16 protein-coding genes are annotated in these 22,290 nt (G+C 49.2%); 15 read left to right on the top strand and 1 reads right to left on the bottom strand.

The genetic code is table 11. From position 1 onward, the window contains the following. Positions 1-30 precede the first annotated feature (30 nt). The gene (locus AB6805_RS14465; RefSeq protein WP_370910136.1) at positions 31-1,779 is read right to left on the bottom strand and encodes a glycosyl hydrolase family 18 protein; all 1,749 of its coding nucleotides are present in this window, start codon (positions 1,777-1,779) and stop codon (positions 31-33) included. A gap of 578 nt (positions 1,780-2,357) precedes the next feature. On the opposite strand from AB6805_RS14465, the gene AB6805_RS14460 reads away from it, so the two are divergent. The 15 genes from AB6805_RS14460 to AB6805_RS14390 all read left to right on the top strand — a co-directional run bounded on the left by AB6805_RS14460 (position 2,358) and on the right by AB6805_RS14390 (position 22,290). After that, positions 2,358-2,930, top strand: a complete 573-nt coding sequence (locus AB6805_RS14460) for a DUF4255 domain-containing protein (RefSeq protein ID WP_079467627.1) — start codon at positions 2,358-2,360, stop codon at positions 2,928-2,930. A 31-nt stretch (positions 2,931-2,961) separates the two neighbouring features. Continuing rightward, the gene (locus tag AB6805_RS14455) at positions 2,962-3,789 is read left to right on the top strand and encodes a hypothetical protein (RefSeq protein WP_370910135.1); all 828 of its coding nucleotides are present in this window, start codon (positions 2,962-2,964) and stop codon (positions 3,787-3,789) included. Positions 3,790-3,806: 17 nt separating this feature from the next. After that, positions 3,807-5,309: a phage tail sheath family protein gene (locus AB6805_RS14450; protein WP_370910134.1), complete on the top strand. Its 1,503-nt coding sequence runs from the start codon at positions 3,807-3,809 to the stop codon at positions 5,307-5,309. Positions 5,310-5,353: 44 nt separating this feature from the next. Further along, positions 5,354-5,809 (top strand): phage tail protein, encoded by a 456-nt coding sequence (locus AB6805_RS14445; protein ID WP_079467630.1) that lies wholly within the window; start codon positions 5,354-5,356, stop codon positions 5,807-5,809. An 81-nt stretch (positions 5,810-5,890) separates the two neighbouring features. Further along, entirely contained in the window at positions 5,891-6,364 is a 474-nt protein-coding gene (locus AB6805_RS14440) for a phage tail protein (protein ID WP_370910133.1), read from the top strand. Between the two features lie 2 nt (positions 6,365-6,366). Beyond that, positions 6,367-6,534, top strand: a complete 168-nt coding sequence (locus tag AB6805_RS14435) for a DUF5908 family protein (RefSeq protein WP_370910132.1) — start codon at positions 6,367-6,369, stop codon at positions 6,532-6,534. Continuing rightward, positions 6,531-7,202, top strand: a complete 672-nt coding sequence (locus AB6805_RS14430; RefSeq protein ID WP_370910131.1) for a hypothetical protein — start codon at positions 6,531-6,533, stop codon at positions 7,200-7,202. The genes AB6805_RS14435 and AB6805_RS14430 overlap by 4 nt, the downstream gene beginning before the upstream one ends. 6 nt (positions 7,203-7,208) lie before the next feature. After that, positions 7,209-9,017: a type VI secretion system tip protein VgrG gene (gene vgrG, locus AB6805_RS14425; RefSeq protein ID WP_370910130.1), complete on the top strand. Its 1,809-nt coding sequence runs from the start codon at positions 7,209-7,211 to the stop codon at positions 9,015-9,017. Between the two features lie 18 nt (positions 9,018-9,035). Next, entirely contained in the window at positions 9,036-9,338 is a 303-nt protein-coding gene (locus AB6805_RS14420) for a PAAR domain-containing protein (RefSeq protein WP_370910129.1), read from the top strand. A 2-nt stretch (positions 9,339-9,340) separates the two neighbouring features. Further along, positions 9,341-9,763, top strand: a complete 423-nt coding sequence (locus AB6805_RS14415; RefSeq protein ID WP_370910128.1) for a GPW/gp25 family protein — start codon at positions 9,341-9,343, stop codon at positions 9,761-9,763. Continuing rightward, positions 9,760-13,557 (top strand): hypothetical protein, encoded by a 3,798-nt coding sequence (locus AB6805_RS14410; protein WP_370910127.1) that lies wholly within the window; start codon positions 9,760-9,762, stop codon positions 13,555-13,557. The genes AB6805_RS14415 and AB6805_RS14410 overlap by 4 nt, the downstream gene beginning before the upstream one ends. Positions 13,558-13,603: 46 nt before the next feature. Then, positions 13,604-14,386, top strand: coding sequence for a hypothetical protein (locus AB6805_RS14405; protein WP_370910126.1), 783 nt, complete (start codon positions 13,604-13,606; stop codon positions 14,384-14,386). A 9-nt stretch (positions 14,387-14,395) separates the two neighbouring features. Then, positions 14,396-17,251, top strand: a complete 2,856-nt coding sequence (locus AB6805_RS14400) for a hypothetical protein (RefSeq protein ID WP_370910125.1) — start codon at positions 14,396-14,398, stop codon at positions 17,249-17,251. Next, positions 17,252-20,968, top strand: a complete 3,717-nt coding sequence (locus tag AB6805_RS14395; RefSeq protein ID WP_370910124.1) for a contractile injection system tape measure protein — start codon at positions 17,252-17,254, stop codon at positions 20,966-20,968. Further along, positions 20,953-22,290 carry an ATP-binding protein gene (locus AB6805_RS14390; RefSeq protein ID WP_370910123.1) on the top strand — a complete coding sequence of 446 codons (1,338 nt, stop codon included), beginning with the start codon at positions 20,953-20,955 and terminating at the stop codon, positions 22,288-22,290. Before AB6805_RS14395 ends, AB6805_RS14390 begins: the two co-directional genes overlap by 16 nt.

Genomic DNA, 22,290 nt, shown 5'->3' with positions numbered 1-22,290 from the left:
AGCGTAATCCTGAGTAAGACAACCTACGCTCTACGGTACATCATCATCCTTAAAAAATGGTTGCAGGAAGAAGTGCATGATCAATAATCCCAGCACAAAACCAATGCCCAGTATGGCCAGCACACTCATTAGCGGCACGCTGTGACACTGACCTGGTACGCTGCTGATTCCTACAAACGGTATCTCTTTATTTAGAAAAAGCGCCATAAAGCCACTGACCACCGTAAGCAGGATGAGTACAATCAATAGTATCAATAATTTCTTTCGCCACTTCCAGTCGTCCCCCTGTGTTTTTACAAAGTAAAAGTACACGGCACCAGCCATCAGCACTAAAATAAAAAAGCCGATGGTGAAATAAATAAAGTAAACATCCCCTTCATACTGCGAGGCATCCACGCTGCATGGATCTTTGAATAGTATAGCGTATATGCCCAACTCTCTTTTTATGCGCTGCCAGAACGTAAGATGCTGTGGGATGGGAGGATACAGCGATACCGTATCGAGAACAAGCGTGTCTGTTACCACAAATTTATCTACTAGTGCATCCCACAGATCTGTGGTACCGTTATCGGCGCCTAATGTCCATATTGCGATGCCACCCAATTCATTCTTCATTACAAAATCATACTTCATCGACATGCTGATGCCATCATCAAACCAGATCTCCTCCTTTACTACGCCATACTGATCTTTTACTTCTATAAAAAAAGTAGCAGTAGTTTCATCGAAGATGGCAACAGTATCTGAAGGGTATTGTTTGCGGATATCGCTGTAGCTAACATAGCGACTGAAAACATCCGGGTTGCCGTCTCTTCCTTTTTTCCATACGGCGCCGTAGTAAGGCAGTAACAAGGAAAGTTGTGCAGGCGGAATGTCACCTTGCAGGTAACGCGAAACAGCGCCTGTTAAAGACTTTGAGGCATTGCCATCCAATGGTGCAAGCGGTCCTGCCGTTTCGCCACCCGCCTGTGTAAAATCAATGATAAAGTAATCGACATAGTTGTGAAGTGCACGCAGATCGTAGTTATAGGAAGGATCGTACGGAGGTACAACTACATTAATTTTAAAGTTTTTATTTACATTTTTCAACGTACCGGAAAGCCCAATGATAAAGCTGCTGAAAGCGGCGCGTTGATTATTAGGCAGTGCCTGAAAATAGATAGTAACCCCATCTGCCTTTTGCTGCACCAACAAACGGGCAAGGCTATCCGAAAACGTTGCCTGTGCATTTTTATTTTTGAGAAGGGCGAGTATGTTGCTGCTTTTCTTATCAAGAAAAAGAAACTGCAGGTTGCATCCTGCCGACAGCGCATCCCCAACAGACTTTACTTCATCCTGCTGAAAGGCAGGCTGGATGCGGCCAGTCTGGCCATCAACCAGGTATCCGAGGAAACTGTAAGTACTCAGCGCATTAAAATTGTACGTCGTATATCCCTCCTCCATCCAGTAAGGCTGGATACCCATTACATTTACTTTTTGTGAAAGCCGGAGCAGGTAACGTGCACCTACACTATCGCTCAGCCGCAATGTATCTACCTGGTCGGGGGGCCGTCCGTACAATGAGCGGATAGCGGTAAGATGAGCGGCTTTGGTATTTTCTGTTTCCTGTTCCTCACTCTTTTTCTGCAGGATGGGCATCATCTTATCCACCAGGGCATCAAGATCAGTTCCGGGCACCGCACTATCCGGTTCCTGCACCGGTTTTTTACTGCTGGTATCGGCCGGCGGATTTGCAGGTTGGGAAGCATGACTTAATGCAATGGCATTGAGTAATGACATCAGCGAATCAAACTGCTGGTTTTCTGTTTTGGTTAATGCCTCGTTTAATTTCCGTATGTCATCCTTACTAACTACCAGTGAATCTGTTAACGTTTGGTTGATGATATATAAAACGCGGGCGCGCTCGCGCGCGTGAGCATTATGTCGGAAGCGAAAGGCTTTTAAAATTCGTTGTATGAGTTTAGTGTTAGCGGCAGTATCCGATGGCAGCTTTGGCAGCTTCGGCAACTTAGGCGCTGGTGGCGGCTTTGGCGGCTTTGGTAATTTAACGGGCGACTCCTGGAAATAATGGCGCACACTCCTGTTGTTGCCGTATACGGTGCTGTTGCAATGAAAAAAAACGAGGAATGCAATTATGAGGGCGGTTATTTTTTGAGCGGGATTCATCAGGATGCTTAAGATAATAAAAGATAGAAAAATATTTTTTCAAATAAAAATAAATAAATCGCTTTTTTGAATTTATATTGCGATATCAACATGAAAACTCAATTTCATTTCTCAAAATAACGAACATCTTTTCAGCCCGGACAATTTACAGGACAGTATACATCTCGCGATAAGAATTAAATACAATTCCAATGATCTATGAGGCCCTTAGCTGTGTTACAGAAGATATTAACAATAACCTGAAGCGAAAATTACAGATCAACGAAGATAAAGTGATACTTTCCGGTATTGTAAACCAGGATGGTTCCGTAGCGATACAGGGTGAAAACAAAATGCTTGTAACGCTTGTCAATGTTGAAAAAGAGACAGCAAGAACATCCGTTTCAAATACCGGTGCCGGCATGTACAATACCTCGGCAGCAGCAGTATCCGTGAACCTCTATGTATTATTTTCTGCTTACTTCAGCAGCAATAACTACGCGCAGGCTTTAAGATTTCTTTCCTACACCGTCGCCTTTTTTCAGTCGAAAAATACCTTTACCGCACAGAATACACCTGCGTTAGATGCCGGCATCAGCAAGCTTGCCTTTGAACTGGAAAGTCCCGGAGCCGACAGGCTAAACAACATGTGGGCCACGCTGGGCGCCAAGTACATGCCATCCGTTTTGTACAAAGTGCGCATGCTTACGTTCGACGATTCCATCATCAAAGAATACAGGCCAGCCGTTGCGGGCACTGCCGGAGAAATGTTACCGGCGAGATAAATGTTATCCTTAGCTAGTTTTAAAAACTTGAATGAAACAGCAATATGAAATACTGACTACTATCCGCTATCGTCATGATTTTTTCCAGGCGCTATCCTACGAAGGCCTAGGCATCCGCATGTCTGCCGCTATTGGAAAACAGTTACTGAATGCAGATCTGATGCTTAAACAACAGGCATCCGGGTTCCTGTTGCTATACAACACACTGGGCGCTGGAAAGCGCACCAGGAGGGACTTACTGCAGGACAATACCACGCTAACCTTTGAAGTGATCCTGAAAGATCCGCTGTTTTATAACTATACTGCTATTGATGCCGGCAGCATTACTACCCAATGCTTTATGTTTGGCAATGATGCCACCAATACACCGGGCGTTTTACACCGGCATCCATATGCTGATGCAGCAGACCTATACGGAACAGATACGCTGACGGAACCTTTTTTTACAAAACCGTTCGGATTGCTGACATTGGTGCTGAATGAATCCCTACAGGATAACTATGAGATCAGGTTTCAGGCCCGGAGCACCTACTGGTGCTACTACCTGATGAGTGAGCAGCTGGCAGCGTTGCCACACCCGGTAATCCTCAACAACAGCGGAACTTCCTGTTTCAGCGAGCCATTGCTGGCAACGCTGCCTGAGCGAAGTAAAGTACCGGTACTGGTATCAAATGATCCTATCCCTCATTCAGATAGGACTCCTGACATACTAAAACTGGCAAACCGGTTACCGGAGGAAGATAACAAACATAAGATCATCATCTCCCCGCTCCCGTCGCCGGAAGTCAACAGGATATCTGCTGCAGGAAGATCGTGGTATACCAATGGAAAAACGTACTCGGAAATATTTTTATACTAAACAAAAAATCACCTAATATGGCATCAACCTTCATGACCCCTGGGGTTTATATTGAGGAGAAAAATGCGTTCCCCAGTTCCATTACCGCTGTGGAAACTGCAGTGCCTGTGTTCATAGGCTATACGCAGAAAGCAGAAAGGAATGGTAAATCCCTTATCCACAAGCCCACCAGGATCACGTCTTTCGCAGAGTACCTGGAATACTTTGGCAGTGAGTTCAAACCTAAATTCACGCTGGCGGACGCAGATCCCAAGGTGAAGCAGGAAACCTTTAACATCAACGGAAAACCCACCGTGGTGCAGATTAAAGACAATAACACGGCCTACTTCTACAACAGTATGCGGCTTTTCTTCGGCAACGGCGGAAGCCTCTGCTACATCCTGTCGGTTGGCACCTACGGCAGTGGAGCTGATGGCGTTACCATTGCAGCAGATGATTTCATTGGCTCGGACACCAAGCCCAATGTATTTACCCTGCTGGAAAAAGAAGCGGAACCCACGCTGATTGTAATGCCCGACATCATTGCACTGGGAGCAGATGCCTATACTACGGTGTACTCACAGGTATTACAGCATTGCGCCAACATGCAAAGCCGCTTCGGCATCTTCGACCTGGTAAAACAAAAACCATCGGACGTGCTGGAAGATGTGGTAGGCGTTTTCCGGGAACAGATTGGCGTTAACTCGCTCAACTACGGCGCTGCCTATCATCCCTGGCTGAAAACTACTATTGTGCAGCCGGATGAAGTGGACTTTGAAAACCTGGATGCCAGCGTGGACCTGGAAAAATTATTACCCGAACCAGCGGCTGCGCAGATCATCACCAAATTTAAAACTAACGCCACACCCGACAAAAATACCAAAAAGAATTTCCATCAGTCGCTGAAGGCTGCCAGTCCTACCTACGTGCATATCCTCGAGGAAGTGCGTGCGCAGATGAACGAACTGCCCCCCAGTGGAGCATTAGCGGGCATCTATACGCTGATAGATAATTCACGCGGCGTATGGAAAGCCCCTGCCAATGTATCGGTGAGCATGGTAACTGCCCCCACGGTTAACATCTCCGGTGAGGAACAAAAAAACCTCAACGTGGATATCATGGCAGGAAAATCTATCAATGTGATCAGGCCATTTACAGGCGTAGGCACGCTGGTATGGGGCGCCAGAACACTGGATGGCAATAGCCTCGACTGGCGTTATATCAACGTGCGGCGCACGCTCATCATGATTGAGCAATCCGTAAAACTGGCTACCCGCGCTTATGTGTTTGAATCCAATGATGCCACTACCTGGATCACGGTAAAAAGCATGATCAACAACTTCCTGCAAAACCTCTGGAAACAGGGCGCACTGGCCGGCGCCGCACCAGAGCAGGCTTTCGATGTACAGGTTGGTCTTGGTGCTACTATGACACCCCAGGACATCCTGGAAGGCAGGATGCTGATCACCGTGAAAGTAGCGCTTACACGTCCGGCTGAATTTATCATCATCACCTTCCAGCAACAAATGCAGGAATCTTAATCCGCAACTAAAAATTTATTCAATAACTTTTAAAACTTGCAATTATGGCAGATGACGGCTCCACCCAATCACAGGCCACCTGGCCTATGGTAAAGTTTTCTTTCAAAGTCATGTGGGATGGCAAAGAGATCATATTCCAGGAAGTAACCGGGCTTACTTCTGAAACACAGGTAATAGAATACCGCGGCGGCAGTAATCCTGTATACTCGGTAGTAAAAATGCCGGGGATCGCCAAGTTCAATAATATCACCCTGAAGAAAGGTATCTTCAAAGGAGATACTACCCTGTGGGATAATTATGATCTCATCAAAATGAATACCATCAAGCGTTCCACCATCGTGATCAGTTTACTGGATGAAACCGGGCAAACCGCGATGAACTGGACACTGACCAATGCGTTTCCCTGCAAAATGACCGTTACCGATATGAAATCCGATGCCAATGAAGTGGCAGTGGAAACCATGGAAGTAGCGCATGAAGGACTGCATTTAACCAAATAAAAACGGACAACGGGTAGCGAAGCCGCAGGAATGACTTCGTTATCCGTTACTCCGCTTATTCACGGCTTCAAATAAATTGTCATGCCTATTCCACCACCACCACCGTCGTCGGCCCAAACGCCCTTTTATCCGCCGGTGGGATTTTATTTCAGGGTAATGGTGCCGGGGATCACCGGCAGCAATGAAGGCAGCTTCCAGGAAGTAAGCGGACTAACCGCTACCATTACGCCACTGGAAGTAAAAGAAGGAGGAGAAAACAGGTTTATCCATCGCCTTCCGCAGGCGCCAAAATATGGTAACCTGGTGCTCAAAAGAGGCATGCTCACCGGCTCACCGCTGATACGCTGGGCGCAGAACAGTATTAATCTTTTTACTTTCTCGCCCGTAGCGGTAGTAGTAAGCCTGATGAATGCAAACCGTGGACTGGTAGCTTCATGGCAATTTGTAAATGCTTATCCCGTAGCATTGAAAGTATCAGAATTCAAAGCGCAGGAAAGCGTTATTGCCCTGGAAACCCTGGAACTATGCTATGATTATTTTCAACAAATCGGTTAATTATGCCTTTGGAAATAAGAGAACTGGTGATCAAAGTCACCATAGAAGAACATCCCCCGCAGGCAACAGGCCATACCGGCGTTAAAGACCTGCAAGCCCTGAAAGATAAGATAGTAAGGGAATGCATGGATAAACTAATTACTACCATAGAGAACTTACCCGCAAGATGAACCCTACAGGAGGACCCACGAAATTATTACTGGCAGGCTATGCAGATCCGGAAGCGACGGAATTGATCGACAGTGTATCCGCCGTAATCAACCCGGACAATTATACGCTCAACTATACCATCAATTACAAAAACACAGATGAGCAGGGCGCAGTAGCGCCTACACAAATTTTCAGCAGCATGGAGTCGGGTAACTTCGACCTCGAACTGCTGGTGGATGGAACCGGCGTAATCCCTATTCCCGGCGGATTAACAGTAGACGCTTATATCGAAAAAGTGATGAACATCGCGTATAACTACCAGGGAACAGACCATCGCCCCAACTACCTGCGCATTACCTGGGGAAACACCAACTTTACAGGCGTATGTAAAAACATCAACATCAAATACAGCCTGTTCAGCACTACCGGCGCGGCTTTGCGCGCAGTGATCAAACTCACCGTGATAGAGTCGGTAGCCTTTGCAACGAAAATAAAAGAATCCGGTGTGTCATCCCCGGACCTTACACATATGCGGACCGTACTGGCCGGCGATACCCTGCCGTTAATGACCTATCGCATTTACGGCGAACCCGGTTATTACATGGAAGTGGCCAGGGTAAATGGTTTGAATAGTATCCATGATATTAAACCCGGCGACGGACTCTATTTTCCCCCGCTAAAGAAATAAATTCCTATGGCAGCAGTTGTACCTATCAATATAGCAGATCCTACCCTGCAGTATACCATCACGGCAAACGGCACCGCCGTGCAATACACGTACCCTGTCATATCTGTAACAATACATCATGAACTGAACCGGATCTCCTATGCAGAAATCATGTTGTCTGATGGCACTACGGCGAAAGCATCTACAGGTGTGATCGGCGATTTTCCCGCCAGCGACAGCGACAGCTTTTTACCGGGTAACACCATCACCATTACTGCCGGATATGGCAATACCGGTGAAGAACTGATTTTCACCGGCGTGGTGGTGAAGCAGTCCATACAGGCCACCGACCAGGGTTTTCACCTGATTGTAACCTGTAAGCACAGCGCCGTACAGATGACCATCACCAAAAAAGATGCGGTGTTCATCAATCAAACAGATAGCGACATCATGTCCACCACCGTTAGTAATAATGGTTTAAGCGGCGACATACAAAGTACCAGCGCGCTCAACGAACTGGTGTTTCAGAAATTTTGTACCGACTGGGATTTCCTGTTATCACGCGCGGAATTTAACGGCTTCGTGGTATCACTGGTAGGTGCCAAAATAGTGGCGGCCCCTCCGGTGGTAAGCGGAGAGCCGGTAGTATCCGTGGCTTTCGGTGAATCCCTGATCAGCTTCAACGCTTCTGTAAGCGCCGAGAAACAGGTGCCTTCCCTCACCGCTGCCGCATGGGATCCGCAAACACTGGCTATGATCACCGCTACCGCCACGGAACCTGCGCTGAATGCGCAAGGCAACCTGGAAGCCACCACACTGGCTTCCTCGCTGCATCAAACACCGCTGCAGCTGGTATCTAACTCACCGCTGGCACAGGAAACTTTACAATCATGGGCTAACAGCACCCTGCTTCGTATGCGGCTGGAATCCATCAGCGGGCAGGTATCCTTCATGGGCAACGCCACCGTATGGCCTAACACTTTGATCACCTTAGCCGGCGTAGGCGCACGCTTTAACGGTAACGCCTATGTGTGGGCCGTAACACATACCCTGAAGGAAGGCGTTTGGAATACCAACGCAAAGTTCGGGTTGAACAGCAAACCTATTTATGAAAGGGAAAATTTTTCCTACTCCCCGGCAAACGGGCAGCTGCCGGCCATACAAGGACTTCAGCTGGGCACGGTAGTGGCCATTTCTGAGGACCCCGCTGCAGAGTACCGCGTGCAGGTGATGCTGGCAAGTACCGCTACCGGTCAGCAAGGCACCTGGGCCCGGCTGTCTACGTTCTATGCCACCGCCAGTGCAGGCGCCATCTTTTTCCCGGAAGTAGGCGATGAAGTAGTAGTGGCTTTTATTGAAAATGATCCACGTTACCCGGTGATCATCGGCTCCTTATACGGCAAGATGAAAACACCGCCGGTAATTCCCGCAGATAATAATAATTACATCAAGGCGCTGTATACAAAGAGCCAGCTGAAAATTACGTTTGATGATGAGAACAAAATCATCACCGTGATTACGCCGGGAGGCAACAGTGTTGCACTGAACGACACGTCGCAGGAAATAGTGATCCAGGACCAGAGCAGTAACAGCATTACCATGGCGCCGGCAGGGGTTACCATAAAAAGCGCCAGCGACCTTACGTTGCAGGCCACGGGGCAGCTCAAACTGAATGGCATGTCGGTGAACGTTGCCGCCACTACCGCACTGGAAATGAGCGGCGCCACACTATCAATGTCGGCCGACACCACGCTCAGCGCCACCGGTAACACCTCTGCCACCCTCTCTTCTTCTGCTGCCACCATCATACAGGGAGGCGTAGTAATGATTAATTAAAACGATAAAAAATAAATTATGGGACAACCCGCCGCAAGGATCACAGATATGCATGTATGCCCGCTCATTACACCGGGACTCCCCCCTATTCCGCATGTGGGTGGCCCCATAGTAGGGCCGGGTATGCCCACCGTTTTAATCGGCGGCATGCCCGCCTCCGTAATGGGCGACCTGTGTACCTGTGTGGGACCGCCTGATTCGGCCATCATGGGATCGTTCACCGTACTCATAGGCGGAAGGCCCGCGGTACGTATGGGCGACACCACCGCCCACGGCGGCGTAATTGCATTAGGATGTCCAACGGTATTAATAGGAGGTTAACAATGGCAAAAGATATCAAATCATTTTTAGGAACAGGCTGGAGCTTCCCTCCTTCCTTCGACAAACCCAACGCCTCGGTGCTCATGGTGTCTGATGTGGCGGATATTGAAGAAAGCATCCGCATCATTCTCAGCACCATTCCCGGCGAACGCATCATGCTGCCGGATTTCGGCTGTAACATCCGCAAGATGGTATTTGAAGTAGTAGACTCCCGGTTTTCCGGGGAACTGAACCACCTCATCTATCATGCATTGCTGGAATACGAACCACGGATCAAACTGGTGGACTGCCAGATTGTTGACCAGACAATGGAAAGCGGCACTGTGTACGTTCAGATCAACTATACGGTGATTTCTACCAATACCCGGCATAACCTGGTGTATCCGTTCTACTTCCTGGAAGGTACCAACATCAGTACGCGATGAATAACTACTTTGAAAATATACAGGATGGCGTCAGCCAGTTGGAACGGCAACTGGATGCATTGCAACCTGCCTATGTAAAAGTAGACGACAAAAGTACCTTTGACCTGCTGGCGCAGCTGACCGCACTTGCCAGCCAGTTTAACTATTATAATTTCCAGGATCAGCCGGATGGCGACTGGCAGGAATTTTTTCAGGCAGACCTGGTGATTATGCTCATCACCTGCTCCAACCTCCAGTTCACCGCCTATGAAGAAAAATATCTCTTCCTGCGGGAAGCGATGGGCAAAGCAGGAAATGAAGCCAGTCTTTTTAAACATACCGCCGGCTTCTTCTCCCTGCTTTACGACATTGCCATTGAACTCATGGATAACTTGCAGAAATTATTCCTCTCGGATAAACAGCAGGTGATCCGGCATTACATAGAACAGGTAATCCAGGTGGTGCAAGATGAAACGATGAAGTTAAACCGGTATGAACTACAGGTAAAACAATTGTTTCCTTATGAAACGGCCAGGCATCATACCCTCCGCGGCGCCACTACCACAGCGCGGTTGCAGGCGCTGTTCCCCGGCATTTCAAATAGTATCACCGAAAGCGAAGATATCTTCAGCGGATTTTTTTCGCTGAACGAAATTTACGATACGCTGCGGACGAAATTTTACCAGACTTCCAGCGCTTCCGCTTACTACCTGAAGAATCAGCTCCGGGAACGGAAACATACGCCGCATATGGGGCTGCTAATGGCGTTTACGGAGCTTTATAAATACCTGCAGGACCAGATCAACGAAATACCCAAACGGCATCTCGATTATTATTACCGCACCATACTGGGGATGGAACCCCTGCATGCGGTACCGGACAAAGTACATATCCTGGTCACGCCCGCCCCGCAGGTGAACAGCCTCACGCTGGATAAAGGAGAAATAGTGCTTGCGCCCAGCGCCGCCAGGAAGGAACCGTTGCAATACCGGCTGCGGGATCCCCTCAAGGTACATGCCACCACCATTACCGCCATACACACCCTGTATATCAGTAATTACCTCCAGATCGCTGCGCGGTCGCTGCAAACAAATAACATCTGCGAAGCAGCTATTTATCATGCTACTCACCCGGTGATACCACCGGCGGCTTTTGCCGCCCTCACCGCCCCGCCGGTAACCTGGCCTTTGCTGGGAGAAGATCAGCACGACCTGTCGCAATCGGTACGCACCATGGAGAATACCTCGATCGGCTTTATGATCGGATCGCCCACATTATACCTTACAGAAGGTGCACGATCTGTACAGGTAAGATTGCATTTTAACGCTGCCGGCTATACGGAGTTGATTAAATATCTGCAGAATTTTTCTGCCGTTACCGGCAGAAGTGCCGCTATCATCAACAGTGAACTGATGTCTGCCGCATTCCTGCTATACTACACCACACCCACGGGTTGGGCGCCTGTTAAACATTATAATGTACGGTGCAGCGCGGCAGAGCAGGCAGATAACGCTATTGTCATCAACTTCCTGCTGCGCAGCAGTGAAGCCGCTTTCACCGTATTCAGCCCAGATGTACATGGCGATAATATTACATCGGCATTGCCGCTGCTGAAAGTATTGCTGAACAATAACAGCTTCCACCATCCTTACTCTTTTCTCCGTCAACTGGTACTGGACCGGGTAACGGTAACGGCTAAAGTAACCGGCTTCCGGGCGGTAAAGCTGGATAATAACGTCGGCGAACTGAATGCATACAGCTCCTTCAGAATATTCGGACCCATGCCGGCAGTAGGGTCGTTTCTCGATATCTCCAACAGCAATGTTTTTAATAAGTATACGAAAGACTTCAGCATAAAACTGGAATGGCTGGATCTTCCTAAAAATATAAACGGGTTCGATAGTTACTTCGCCGCCTACCCGGGGAATATGACCAACAACTCTTACAGGGTGGGCCTCAGCAGTATTAACAACGGCGTATTTCTGCCCGAACGCGACAACCAGGAGCAGTTCCGGCTTTTCGATACGCGCCGCGATAAAGAAGGCGATTTGTACCTGGCCGATATATCATTGATTAAAGACGCCGACTTCAACAAGATCAGTTTCCCCAATGGGATGAAAATGGATAAGGAAGTAAAGCGCGGTGGAACCGCTTACAAACAGGGCGCCGTCAGGCTGGAGTTGTCGGCCCCCTCCGAAGCGTTCGGGCATCTGTTGTACACACTCATCTTTCCGGAAGTAATTTTATACAACGCCAAACACCCGATGCGGAAAAAACCGCTGCCGTCGCTTCCTTACGTGCCGGTGGTAAAGGCCATTGCCGTCAACTATACACTGGAACATTCCGAGTCATTAAAGCCGGGAAAAGTAGCCATACCGGGCGAAAACATGGAAATACATCATGCGGGCGTATTCGGGAATGAGGGCATTTATCCGGGCAACGGCGCCAATGACTTCTCCCTGCTTCCGGTATTCAACGAAGCCGGTCACCTCTACATTGGTTTTAACGAACTGAAACCGGGAGAAGAGCTGTCGCTGTTGTTTCAGCTGGAAGATAAATATTTCACCGACACCACTACCAATCTCACCCCGCTGAACTGGCATTACCTGGCAAATAACAAATGGCATCCCTTTGAAAGCATGTGTCTTTTATCAGACAATACAAATAACCTTTCGCGGAGTGGTATTGTAAAGATCCGTGTTCCTTACGGTATCAATCCCAATAACACTATCCATACACCCGGTACCTGGTGGATCAGGATTTCCACGCCTTCCCACGAATGCATCACGCCGAGGGTGATTGGTATCTTTCCCAATGCAGTAACCGTGGAGCGGGTGTTTGAAGGAATTGGCGGTTCGCTCGAAAAAGTATTAACACTTCCTCCACTAACGATAAAAAAAACAAAGAAAGATATCCGCACCATCCAGGCGATCTGGCAGTTATTTCCTTCTTTCGGAGGCCGTAAAACAGAACCCGAAAGTAAATTCTATACACGGGTGAGTGAAAGACTGCGGCACAAGCAACGGCCCGTTACTGCACTGGATATTGCGCAGGTATTACTGGAAGCTTTTCCGGAGATACTGATTGTAAAATGCATCACTGCGCTACCCGGCGCCAGGGACGAAGATGTAAGCATCGTGGTGGTTCCGCGCCAATCGGACAGCGGCCTGTTTATCAGTGTAGAACCTAAAGTAGACCTGGACACCCTGTGCCGCATTCAAACCTTTATGCAACAGCATATATCCCCCTTTGTCCGTTTATCGATCCGTAACCCGGTGTATGAAAGTGTGAAGGTAGTATGCAGCATCATGTTCAGGGATCCATCTGAAAACAACCAGAACAGCCACCTGCAACAGCTGCAGCTGGATATCCAGAAATATCTTTGTCCCTGGTTGTTTGATCCTTCTTCCCATTTAAAGATAGGCAGTACGTTATACAAATCTGAGTTACTGAATTATATCAACCGGCAGCCTTATGTGGAATATATCACCGGTTTTTCCCTCGTGCATTTTTATTACACAAAAGATGAAGATACCGGTATGGTAACGGCCTATTGTACAGATACCGCCATAGGCGGTCTTCAGCAGGTTACGCCTTCTTTGCCGCAAGCCGTGCTGATCCCGTCGAAAGAACACCTCATCACTGTGCTGCACTCGCCCGAATACAAAGAACCGGAACCGTTGGGCATCGATGCGTTGAAGATCAGCAGCGAACTCATTATCGGCAACGACCAACATGTTATAACGCCAACGGACCAACGACCGGATCACGCAACCGACGAAGAGATGCTGACCATCTCTATACTTCCACCCTGACCGGCATACCAGTAACTATTCATCTCTTAAAATAAATTGCTTATATATGGATACGCAACAAAGTAAAAAAGTATACGGGCGGGATGAGCTCAAACAATATTTCAGAAACGGCGTAATGCCAACAGAAAACCACTTCGGCTACCTGATAGATTCTACCATCAATAAACAGGAAGATGGTTTTTCAAAAGATGAAGACAATGGCTTGCTGGTATCTACGCTCGGCGACTCCAAGCGGCTGGTATCCTTTTACCGCGCTACTGATGACCTGGAACCTTTTTTCTGCATGGAAAAAGATGAACAGGACTTCCCTGCCCTTCGCCTGAAACCCGGCACCGGGGAAGATGACCAGACCGGCCCCGGGAAGAGCTTCTTTTTCCATATGAACGGCAACCTGGGGATCGGGAAAAAAAGCGACCCCCGTTTTAAAGTGGATGTCAACGGCTTTGCAGGTATGCAGGGACGCGTAGGCACTTTCAAAACAGGCGCCGTTCCGGCAAACGGCAAATGGCATCCCATTCTCGAATCGATGGATAATTGCCAGGCTTTTGAAGTGATGGCCAGAACCGGCCGGAAAGGCGCCGGCCGGGTAGCATTGCTTCACGCTACGGCACTCGCGGCATACGGCGGATCACATAACCGGATCAGCCAGCGCTGCGCCCACTACGGCTTTTTCTGGAATAAGATCAAACTGCGCTGGAAAGGCACCACGCATAACTACGCGCTGCAATTACGTTCCAACAGCAACTATGGCGATGGTGTGGAAATCTTTTATAACATCACCCGGCTATGGAGCGACGAGCTGTTTATGCCGGATGAATATTACTATTAATGCGCTCATATGTCCGATAGTCCCGTTCAGATCAACAGAGACAAATCCATTGCCCCCGCAATGGATTATGATCTTTTAATGAAGGAAGCCATTGCCCGCGTGCAGGAGCTGTCCGGTACCGAATGGACCGACTACAACCTGCATGATCCCGGTGTAACCATCCTGCAACAGCTATGCTATGCAATCACTGATCCAGCATATCGCACGGCTTTCCCGATAGAAGAAATACTGGCAGATAAAAAGGGCGACATTGATCCTTTGCAGCACTCCTTTTTCCGGAGAGCAGAAATGCTTACCTCTGCGCCTGTGACGGTGAACGACTACCGCAAACTGGTGCTGGATGAAATAGATGATATAGAAAATGTATGGATTGAACCCGTACAAACCATCCATCCATCCGGATGTACAAAAGGTGTATACCGGGTATTTATACAGGTGGAAGATGCAATTGCCCAGAACATGAAAGCCAATGCAGACCAGGTACAGCAGCTGGCCGCGCAAACAGATCATCTCCTGCAATCGTACCGGAACATCGGGGAAGACTTTGAACCCGCAGTCGTGCTGCAACCACAGGAGATTTTCATCAAAGCCGAAATTTTTGTTGACAGCCGGCATGAGCCCCAGCAGATCCTCGCCCTGATGTGCAATGCTTTTGAAATGACGATGCACCCGCCGGTAAGATTTGTGCCCGCTGCCGAAATGTATATCAATGGCCACACACCGGAAGAAATGTATGCAGGCCCCTTGCTGAAAAAAGGTTTCGTGGCGAACAGCGATCTGCACCCCCGCAAGCAAACCGCCGATCCGGCCGACCTGATGAAAAGTGTATCAGAAGTGCCCGGCGTAATGAAAGTAAAAGCTATTTACCTGGCAGATGAAAACGGTAACTTCCAGGCGAAACCGGTGCAGATCAAAGAAGGCCACTACCCTTACCTGGAAATGATAAGTGACAAGCACGAGATAAAAATATCGAGCGACAAATTTGAATACAACCTCCGCGATGCCGGCTTCCTCAATATGTACGAGCAGGTAAAAACAGTAGCCCGCAGGAAATTTACAGGTCATCAAAACGCCGAAGCTCCCAAACCGCTGAAAGGAATATACCGCAACTTAGGCCAGTACTATTCCCTTCAGCATCACTTTCCGGCGATTTATGGCATCGGGCATGAAGGCCTCGAAAAAGATGCTCCCGCGCTCCGCCAGGCACAGGCTAAACAGCTAAAGGCTTACCTGCTCTTTTTTGAACAGTTGCTGGCCAACTACCTCGCGCAGCTAAGCAACATCGGCAACCTGTTTTCGCCTTTCCTGCAACAGGTGCCAGCTGCTACCTACGCTACACAGCCGCTGTACAACGTGCCGCATGTGGCCTCACTGCTGAAAGCATTTACCCATCAGAAATCACCTGTCTCCTGGGAGGATTTCATCAACGATAACGGGAACCCCTATATTAAAAATATGCAGGAAGCAGCAGAACCGGATAAAGAATACCAGCAACGTAAAAACACGATACTGGATCACCTGATGGCCCGCTTCAACCTGGTGTTATTGAAATACCCGGTTACTTTCTATGAACAAACTTATGACCGCGATGCCCCTCTCTCCCGGATCAGCCCCGAGCTGGAGTGGAAAGCATCCATCCTTCGTGACCTGCCTGCACTCAGCGCTAACCGCAACCGCTCGTTCAATTACCGCGAAGATATTTTTAACGAAGGGAGTTTGTCTGGTTATGAAACCATTCTGCATAAACTGCTGCATGTGCGCCTGGAAAAAAGAAAGCGGCTTACCTCCGTATTTGATAGCAGCAACTGGAAAGTATCCGTGAGTCAACCTTCAGAGCCACATATTCATGTTCACCTGGTGAAGGAATACAAAGTGAAAGATGAACTGCTGAAAGTGAACATCGCTGAAAGCACTTCCGGCGAAATCATTACCGGCAAGAAATATGACTATGGCCGTCAGTCGGTGTCGCTGCTGCGTTACGGGCTGGATCCCACCAATTACCGCATTGTATATGACGGGGAAGAAGATGTGTACCTGCTGGTGTACCGTCAGGCTGCACATGCGTTGTGGCAGGTGGTGACCCGGGAAAACACGCATGAAGAAGCTATGCAGGCACAAAAAGAAACGATCCGGCACCTGAAACAGATCAGTACAGACTCGGAAGGATGTTACCTGCTGGAACACCTGTTGCTGAAGCCCGCCTACACCGACAAGAGTTTTGGTTTCCGTATCTACAGCAGGTCCAATAAACTACTGCTGCAACATGCACAATGGCTGACCCTTGAAGAGCGGGAAGCGCAGCTGGAAAACGTGGCCCCGCTGGCGGCAGCCCTGAATGAACAGGATGCTTATGGCAGCTGGCAACAGCTGCAGCAGTATTACAAAATATATTTCTATCGCGGCGATACGCCGGAACTTTTAACAGCAGCACATTTCACGTCTCCTGATCATAAGGTTGCCGTTGAAAAAACCATGTTGGACCTGCTGTTGCTCATCAGGCAAATGAAAACCGGGCAGCACCGGCAAGTACGTGTGGTGCCTTATGTAAAACACGGTGAGTCGGAAATGTTGCAGGAAGCCTTCTTCAAATTCGGCATGAGCATTATTTTCCCTTCATGGCCGGCACGCTTCCAGTATAAGGAGTTCAGGAATTTTACCGAAGGATTGTTCCGGGAACATACACCCGTACAATTCCGCATGAACTTCGACTGGCTGGGTATCAGCGCCATGCAGGCATTTGAATTCCGGTATTTCGATTGGCTCAAAGCCATGCGCGGAGAAGGCGACCGGCCATCTGCCACCGCTGCTTTACTGGCGTTCATTGTAAAAGATCCCGCATTTTCTCAACATGTAGTTACCGTATAAATGGAAGCACACATCATCCGGCGATACAGCTTTGATATCACCTACGATTCGAGGTCCAGGGCTTTTGCCTTGCAGGATAAAGTGAGTACGCTTTTCCGGCAAAGCATCAGCAATGGCACGGATGATCTACTGCAACAACTGATCCCGGCCGACATGATGGCTTCTATCGACGGGCTGGTGCTGAACATAGGGACCATTCTTTTCAAAGACCTGGAAGCCGAGCTGCCAACGAAAATATTAGCTGCTTTGCAACAGGCGCTTACCGACCTGCTGTATCATCAACAGGCAGGCACACAGCATGGCGTTAGCGGGGATATTACCATAAGGAAGGGCGAAGACCGGCAGCTGGAACTGATGAGCTTTTTCCTGTTGCAGGGGGTGATGCCCTGGTGGGCCACTACTACCGAACGCGCGCAACCGGGAGATATCATTTTACAGTTATCAAAAACTTCCCCGGGGAAACTGGCTGGTTTTATCCGCAGCCTTGGCCGGACTCAAAGTGTACGGGAGCGAATCGTGTGGCAATTTTCCGTTGATATATTACAGGCTATCGTACAGGTGCTGGAGCCGGCGGAAGCCTTGTTTATTATTGCCGGCAGCCGGGAAATACTGTTGCTGCAACAGCAGCAACAATTACTCCATACAGAAACCAGTGAGCTGGAAAAAGCGGTGTGGTTATTTATGCTCACCTATCTCATTATGGAACGGGGCAGTAACTTTAACCGCAAAGAATTTGTACGCAGCAACCTGCTGAAGCTGGCAGGGCATTTCAATCTTTCTTATGAAACCATCCTGGAGTTGTTTTATGAAGCATTGTGGCGTTACAAATCTTCCTTACCAGAAACGGGATTAGGTAACTATATCAAAGACCTCTATAACGAACTAACCGTTGCGCCCCAACGAAAACTGGTTGCCGGCGGTGATCCATCTTACAAAAAATTAATGGCAGATACCGGGGAACAAATCAATGTACTCCGCTATTATCTGCTATATGGCGCTATTCCCTGGTGGGCGCCGGGTGTTACACCTGCGTCCCTGCAACTGATGTTTAACAATACCGGTTACCGTGCCGCCGCCTCCCTGAAACAAATGCTGCAGCTGGTATTACAGCATCAAACCGCTGCCGGCAGGTGGAATGAACTCATGCAAATGAATGAGGAGGTGGTAGAGAAAGCCGGGTATTTAAGGGAGATAAAAAACTGGGCAGCTGACACCATTGCTGCGGCGCCCTTTACCGGGGACACGCTTACAAGACGGCTGTTGCTCCGCGATGTGATCCTGCACCTGCTCACCTATGGCAGTATGTCGTGGTGGGGAAAAATATATGCGCACTACTCCCTTAACAGCTTACTGGAACAACTCGCCGATCAGCATCCGGATCAAACGCTGACGATACTCGAATACGCCGCCACCCTACCGGCAGCTATGTACCGGCTGGTGGCTGGCGTAAAGCCCGCGGTATTTTTCCGGTTGCTGAAAAGCAGCGGTATGAGCGCCGCCGCGGAGGAAGTATACGACAACGTATATACGCTGTTAACCGCCGTACAACAATTTGTGACGGTAAGCACCCTGCCGCCGGAGCAGTTTATCCTGCGAGCCATCTGGCAATCGCTTGCGGCCACCCGTTACCGCCGGATCAGCAAAGAGGTGTTGCTGCAACACCTGTTCCTGCCCGCATGGTCGGAAACGCCAGTGGCAGCGCCGCACATGATCCGTTTCCTGCTACAACAGCTGCTACCCGTTATTAATCATCTTTCCGGGAATACAGTACTGGCCAATGATTTGCAGGCATGGACCATGCCTGCATCCGCTCTTTCCCTGCAGGAGGCAGAACGCTTACCCGCACAGATAACAGCCTCACCGGAAGAAATCACCCACTGGCTGCAACAATTCCTTTCCACCGGTCAATTGCCTCCGGCAGCGGGTAATACATCTTCAGCCTATGCGGCAAGGTTACTGCAATGGCTATACGAATATCATGAAGAACACATGCAGCTATTGCAGGAGAGCATCACCCCCTCACCACAACTATTCCGGCAACTAGAGGAGCTGTTCCTTCAGCTGGAACCGCATATTGAACCGGTACAGGCGTTGCTGCAACCCTGGCTGGAGAAAACCATCGCGGAAGGCAGCTTCTTTGCGGAAGGCAGCAGCAGCAGGATCTATCAACCGGCGGTGGCTTTCCGGTCGTTGTTACAGCGTATGCAGCGCTACCCTTCCATTACCGTTGAACATCAGCAACAGCAAGTGCTGGAGGAGGCGCGGCAGCTACTAACGGTATACCTTACACGCTACCGGTTGCCTGAAAAACTGGGTTCGTTGCCATTGTCAGCAACCAACGAAATCATCAAAGCAGCCGTGATCCTTTTATTCAACGCCGCTCCTGCCATTCTTCATCAGCTCTTTACCAGCTACCGGCAGCAACTGGCGGCCAGGCTGCAGATATACGGGTTGTTCTCCTTTTATGCCGGGGTACCCGACAGCCATATCCGGCAAACGCTGGATATATACGCGGTACAGGACAGCCTGCTCCTGTTACAGGAAACAGCCGGTAACAGTCACCAGGGCAGCATCACCGACCTGCGGAAGGCCGTCAGGTTTTATAAGCAACGCAGCCGGCAGGAACGCAGGTTATTCTACAGTAAAATACTGCAGCATCCGGCGTTGATAGAACAAATGGCGCAGCACCTCGATGAAGAATCGTTCCTTGACATTGTGCAGGATGTTCCCCTCGGCTGGACAGCCAACACCACGGATGCCTTGCACGAGTTGCAACAGCTGCTGGAATCACTGCTTCCCGGCAGCCAGGAGAAAATACAGCTGCAACAGGTATTCCGGCGGTTTCACTTGTTATTGCTGGGCGCACATATACATGTATATGACGCGCGCAGCTACGCTACACGTTTCCTCGATTTTATGAATACGACCACCCCGGGTATTGCGGAAATACTGGTCAGCCAGCTGGTAAAAAGCGCGCAACAACCAGCGTTGCTATCGTACACGCATATACGGCATGTAGTGCCGGTATTGCAGCAGGAAGCACAATTAAACATTACAGCCAGCCGTCACCGGGCGTTGTTACGGGAAAGTCTCTACGAAAAAGACCTTCTCCGGACAATAAACCCGGCTACCGCTACGGCAACGGCGCATCCGTTGGAAACACCGCCTCACGGGCCCGACAGCTGGGCTAAAGTGAAGAAGCAACCATTGGATACCATTTATACCGGTAACGCCGGCCTAATCATACTGCATCCTTTTATTCCGTTTGGCTTCAAGCGGATCGGCCTGGTGAACGACGAAGGATTTGTAAACCGGGAAGCACAACATCGCGCCGTACACCTGCTCCAATATATGGTAAACGGAAAGGAAATACATGCAGAACATGAATTAGCACTCAATAAAATACTGTGCGCCTTACCACTGGAAGAACCGGTGCCCGCAGAAATACTGCTGACCGCAGAGGAAAAACAACTCTGCGAGGAACTGCTGAAAGTAGTAATCCAGCGCTGGGAGAAAATGAACAACTCCTCTGTAGAAGGTTTCCAGGCGGCCTTCCTGCAGCGCGACGGCGCACTATGGCAAAAAGATGACGACTGGTGGCTGCGGGTGGAAGAACGGGGCTACGACATGATACTTCAAACCTTACCGTGGGGCATTGGTATGATCAAGACCCCCTGGATGGAAAAAACAATATATACAGAATGGGCATACAGTTAATAGCAGCCAATGCAGCTGCATTGGAGAAAGAACTGGAATGGTTCCGGCTACTGACGGAAGCACGGATGCAACAATACTTCCAGCAAACAGTGGTGGAATACCCGCCAATACCGGATCTCTCGGAAGATCCATCTGTGTACGCACAGATTATAAAACACTATGGCATGTCGCATGCGGAGCGGATTATACTGCTGCTCGCGCTGATCCCGCATATACAGCCACAGTTGCTGGACATTTTCTTTGTGAAGAATGCCACCTATGATAGGGGATTCACAGAATTTGGTGGTATTAAGGGACAGATGCACGGCGGCTTTTTACCAACCGGGGAAACAGCCGCATTCCTGCTGACGGCGGACGGATTGCAGCAACGGTTTAATATGATCCGGTATTTCAGCCCCGATCATTTCTTTGCCAAACATCAAATCCTTAAACTCAACCCCACCGGCGATGAGCCGCTGCTAAGCGGCACCCTGAGCTTGTCTACCGAGTATCTCAGCCTGTTTACAGAAGGCGTTTCCTACCGTCCTGATTATAATACGCAGTTTCCTGCCAAGCGTATTGAAACCGGTATGGAGTGGCAGGACCTGGTACTGGAACCGCATGCGATGGAAGAAGTAGAAGACATCCGGACATGGATAGAACATGGCACCACCCTGCTGCACGACTGGGGCATGAGCCACAAAATAAAGCCTGGCTTCCGCAGTCTTTTTTACGGACCGCCGGGAACGGGGAAGTCGCTCACTGCCTGCCTGCTGGGTAAAACGTTCAACATGGATGTATACCGGATCGACTTATCGCTGGTGGTATCAAAATTTATTGGTGAAACAGAAAAGAATCTAGCACAGGTGTTTGACAAGGCCATCAACCAGCAGTGGATTCTGTTTTTTGATGAAGCAGACGCGTTGTTTGGAAAACGCACACAAACATCTTCGTCCAACGACCGTTACGCCAACCAGGAAGTGGCTTACCTGTTACAGCGCGTGGAAGATTTTCCGGGCGTGGTAATCCTGGCCACTAACCTGAAAGCCAATATCGACGAAGCTTTCGCCCGTCGTTTTCAATCGATGATCTATTTCTCTATGCCAGGTCCGGAGCAACGGTTACGCATATGGGAACAATCGTTTCCTTCACATATAGCGCTGGAAGATAAAGTGAACCTGGAAGACACTGCGCGTAAATACGAAATGACCGGCGGCACTATTATCAACGTAGTGCGGTACAGCTGCCTGATGGCGTTGAAACGGGGTGATAAAACCATCCGTCAAAAAGATCTGTTGGCGGGCATCCGCAAGGAGTTTGGGAAAGACGGGAAGATTGTATAG

It is taken from the genome of Chitinophaga sp. RCC_12 (genome assembly GCF_041360695.1).
Lineage (GTDB): Bacteria > Bacteroidota > Bacteroidia > Chitinophagales > Chitinophagaceae > Chitinophaga.
This window is presented reverse-complemented; position numbering and strand designations above follow the sequence as displayed.

What these genes read in the sequence shown, in the direction of transcription:
- AB6805_RS14390 (WP_370910123.1), top strand. Translation starts at nt 20,953, where the DNA reads ATGGGCATACAGTTAATAGCAGCCAATGCAGCTGCATTGGAGAAAGAA.
- AB6805_RS14400 (WP_370910125.1), top strand. Translation starts at nt 14,396, where the DNA reads ATGTCCGATAGTCCCGTTCAGATCAACAGAGACAAATCCATTGCCCCC.
- AB6805_RS14395 (WP_370910124.1), top strand. Translation starts at nt 17,252, where the DNA reads ATGGAAGCACACATCATCCGGCGATACAGCTTTGATATCACCTACGAT.
- AB6805_RS14445 (WP_079467630.1), top strand. Translation starts at nt 5,354, where the DNA reads ATGGCAGATGACGGCTCCACCCAATCACAGGCCACCTGGCCTATGGTA.
- AB6805_RS14405 (WP_370910126.1), top strand. Translation starts at nt 13,604, where the DNA reads ATGGATACGCAACAAAGTAAAAAAGTATACGGGCGGGATGAGCTCAAA.
- AB6805_RS14430 (WP_370910131.1), top strand. Translation starts at nt 6,531, where the DNA reads ATGAACCCTACAGGAGGACCCACGAAATTATTACTGGCAGGCTATGCA.
- AB6805_RS14410 (WP_370910127.1), top strand. Translation starts at nt 9,760, where the DNA reads ATGAATAACTACTTTGAAAATATACAGGATGGCGTCAGCCAGTTGGAA.
- AB6805_RS14455 (WP_370910135.1), top strand. Translation starts at nt 2,962, where the DNA reads ATGAAACAGCAATATGAAATACTGACTACTATCCGCTATCGTCATGAT.
- AB6805_RS14415 (WP_370910128.1), top strand. Translation starts at nt 9,341, where the DNA reads ATGGCAAAAGATATCAAATCATTTTTAGGAACAGGCTGGAGCTTCCCT.
- AB6805_RS14450 (WP_370910134.1), top strand. Translation starts at nt 3,807, where the DNA reads ATGGCATCAACCTTCATGACCCCTGGGGTTTATATTGAGGAGAAAAAT.
- AB6805_RS14420 (WP_370910129.1), top strand. Translation starts at nt 9,036, where the DNA reads ATGGGACAACCCGCCGCAAGGATCACAGATATGCATGTATGCCCGCTC.
- AB6805_RS14465 (WP_370910136.1), bottom strand. Translation starts at nt 1,779, where the DNA reads ATGTCATTACTCAATGCCATTGCATTAAGTCATGCTTCCCAACCTGCA.
- vgrG (WP_370910130.1), top strand. Translation starts at nt 7,209, where the DNA reads ATGGCAGCAGTTGTACCTATCAATATAGCAGATCCTACCCTGCAGTAT.
- AB6805_RS14440 (WP_370910133.1), top strand. Translation starts at nt 5,891, where the DNA reads ATGCCTATTCCACCACCACCACCGTCGTCGGCCCAAACGCCCTTTTAT.
- AB6805_RS14460 (WP_079467627.1), top strand. Translation starts at nt 2,358, where the DNA reads ATGATCTATGAGGCCCTTAGCTGTGTTACAGAAGATATTAACAATAAC.
- AB6805_RS14435 (WP_370910132.1), top strand. Translation starts at nt 6,367, where the DNA reads ATGCCTTTGGAAATAAGAGAACTGGTGATCAAAGTCACCATAGAAGAA.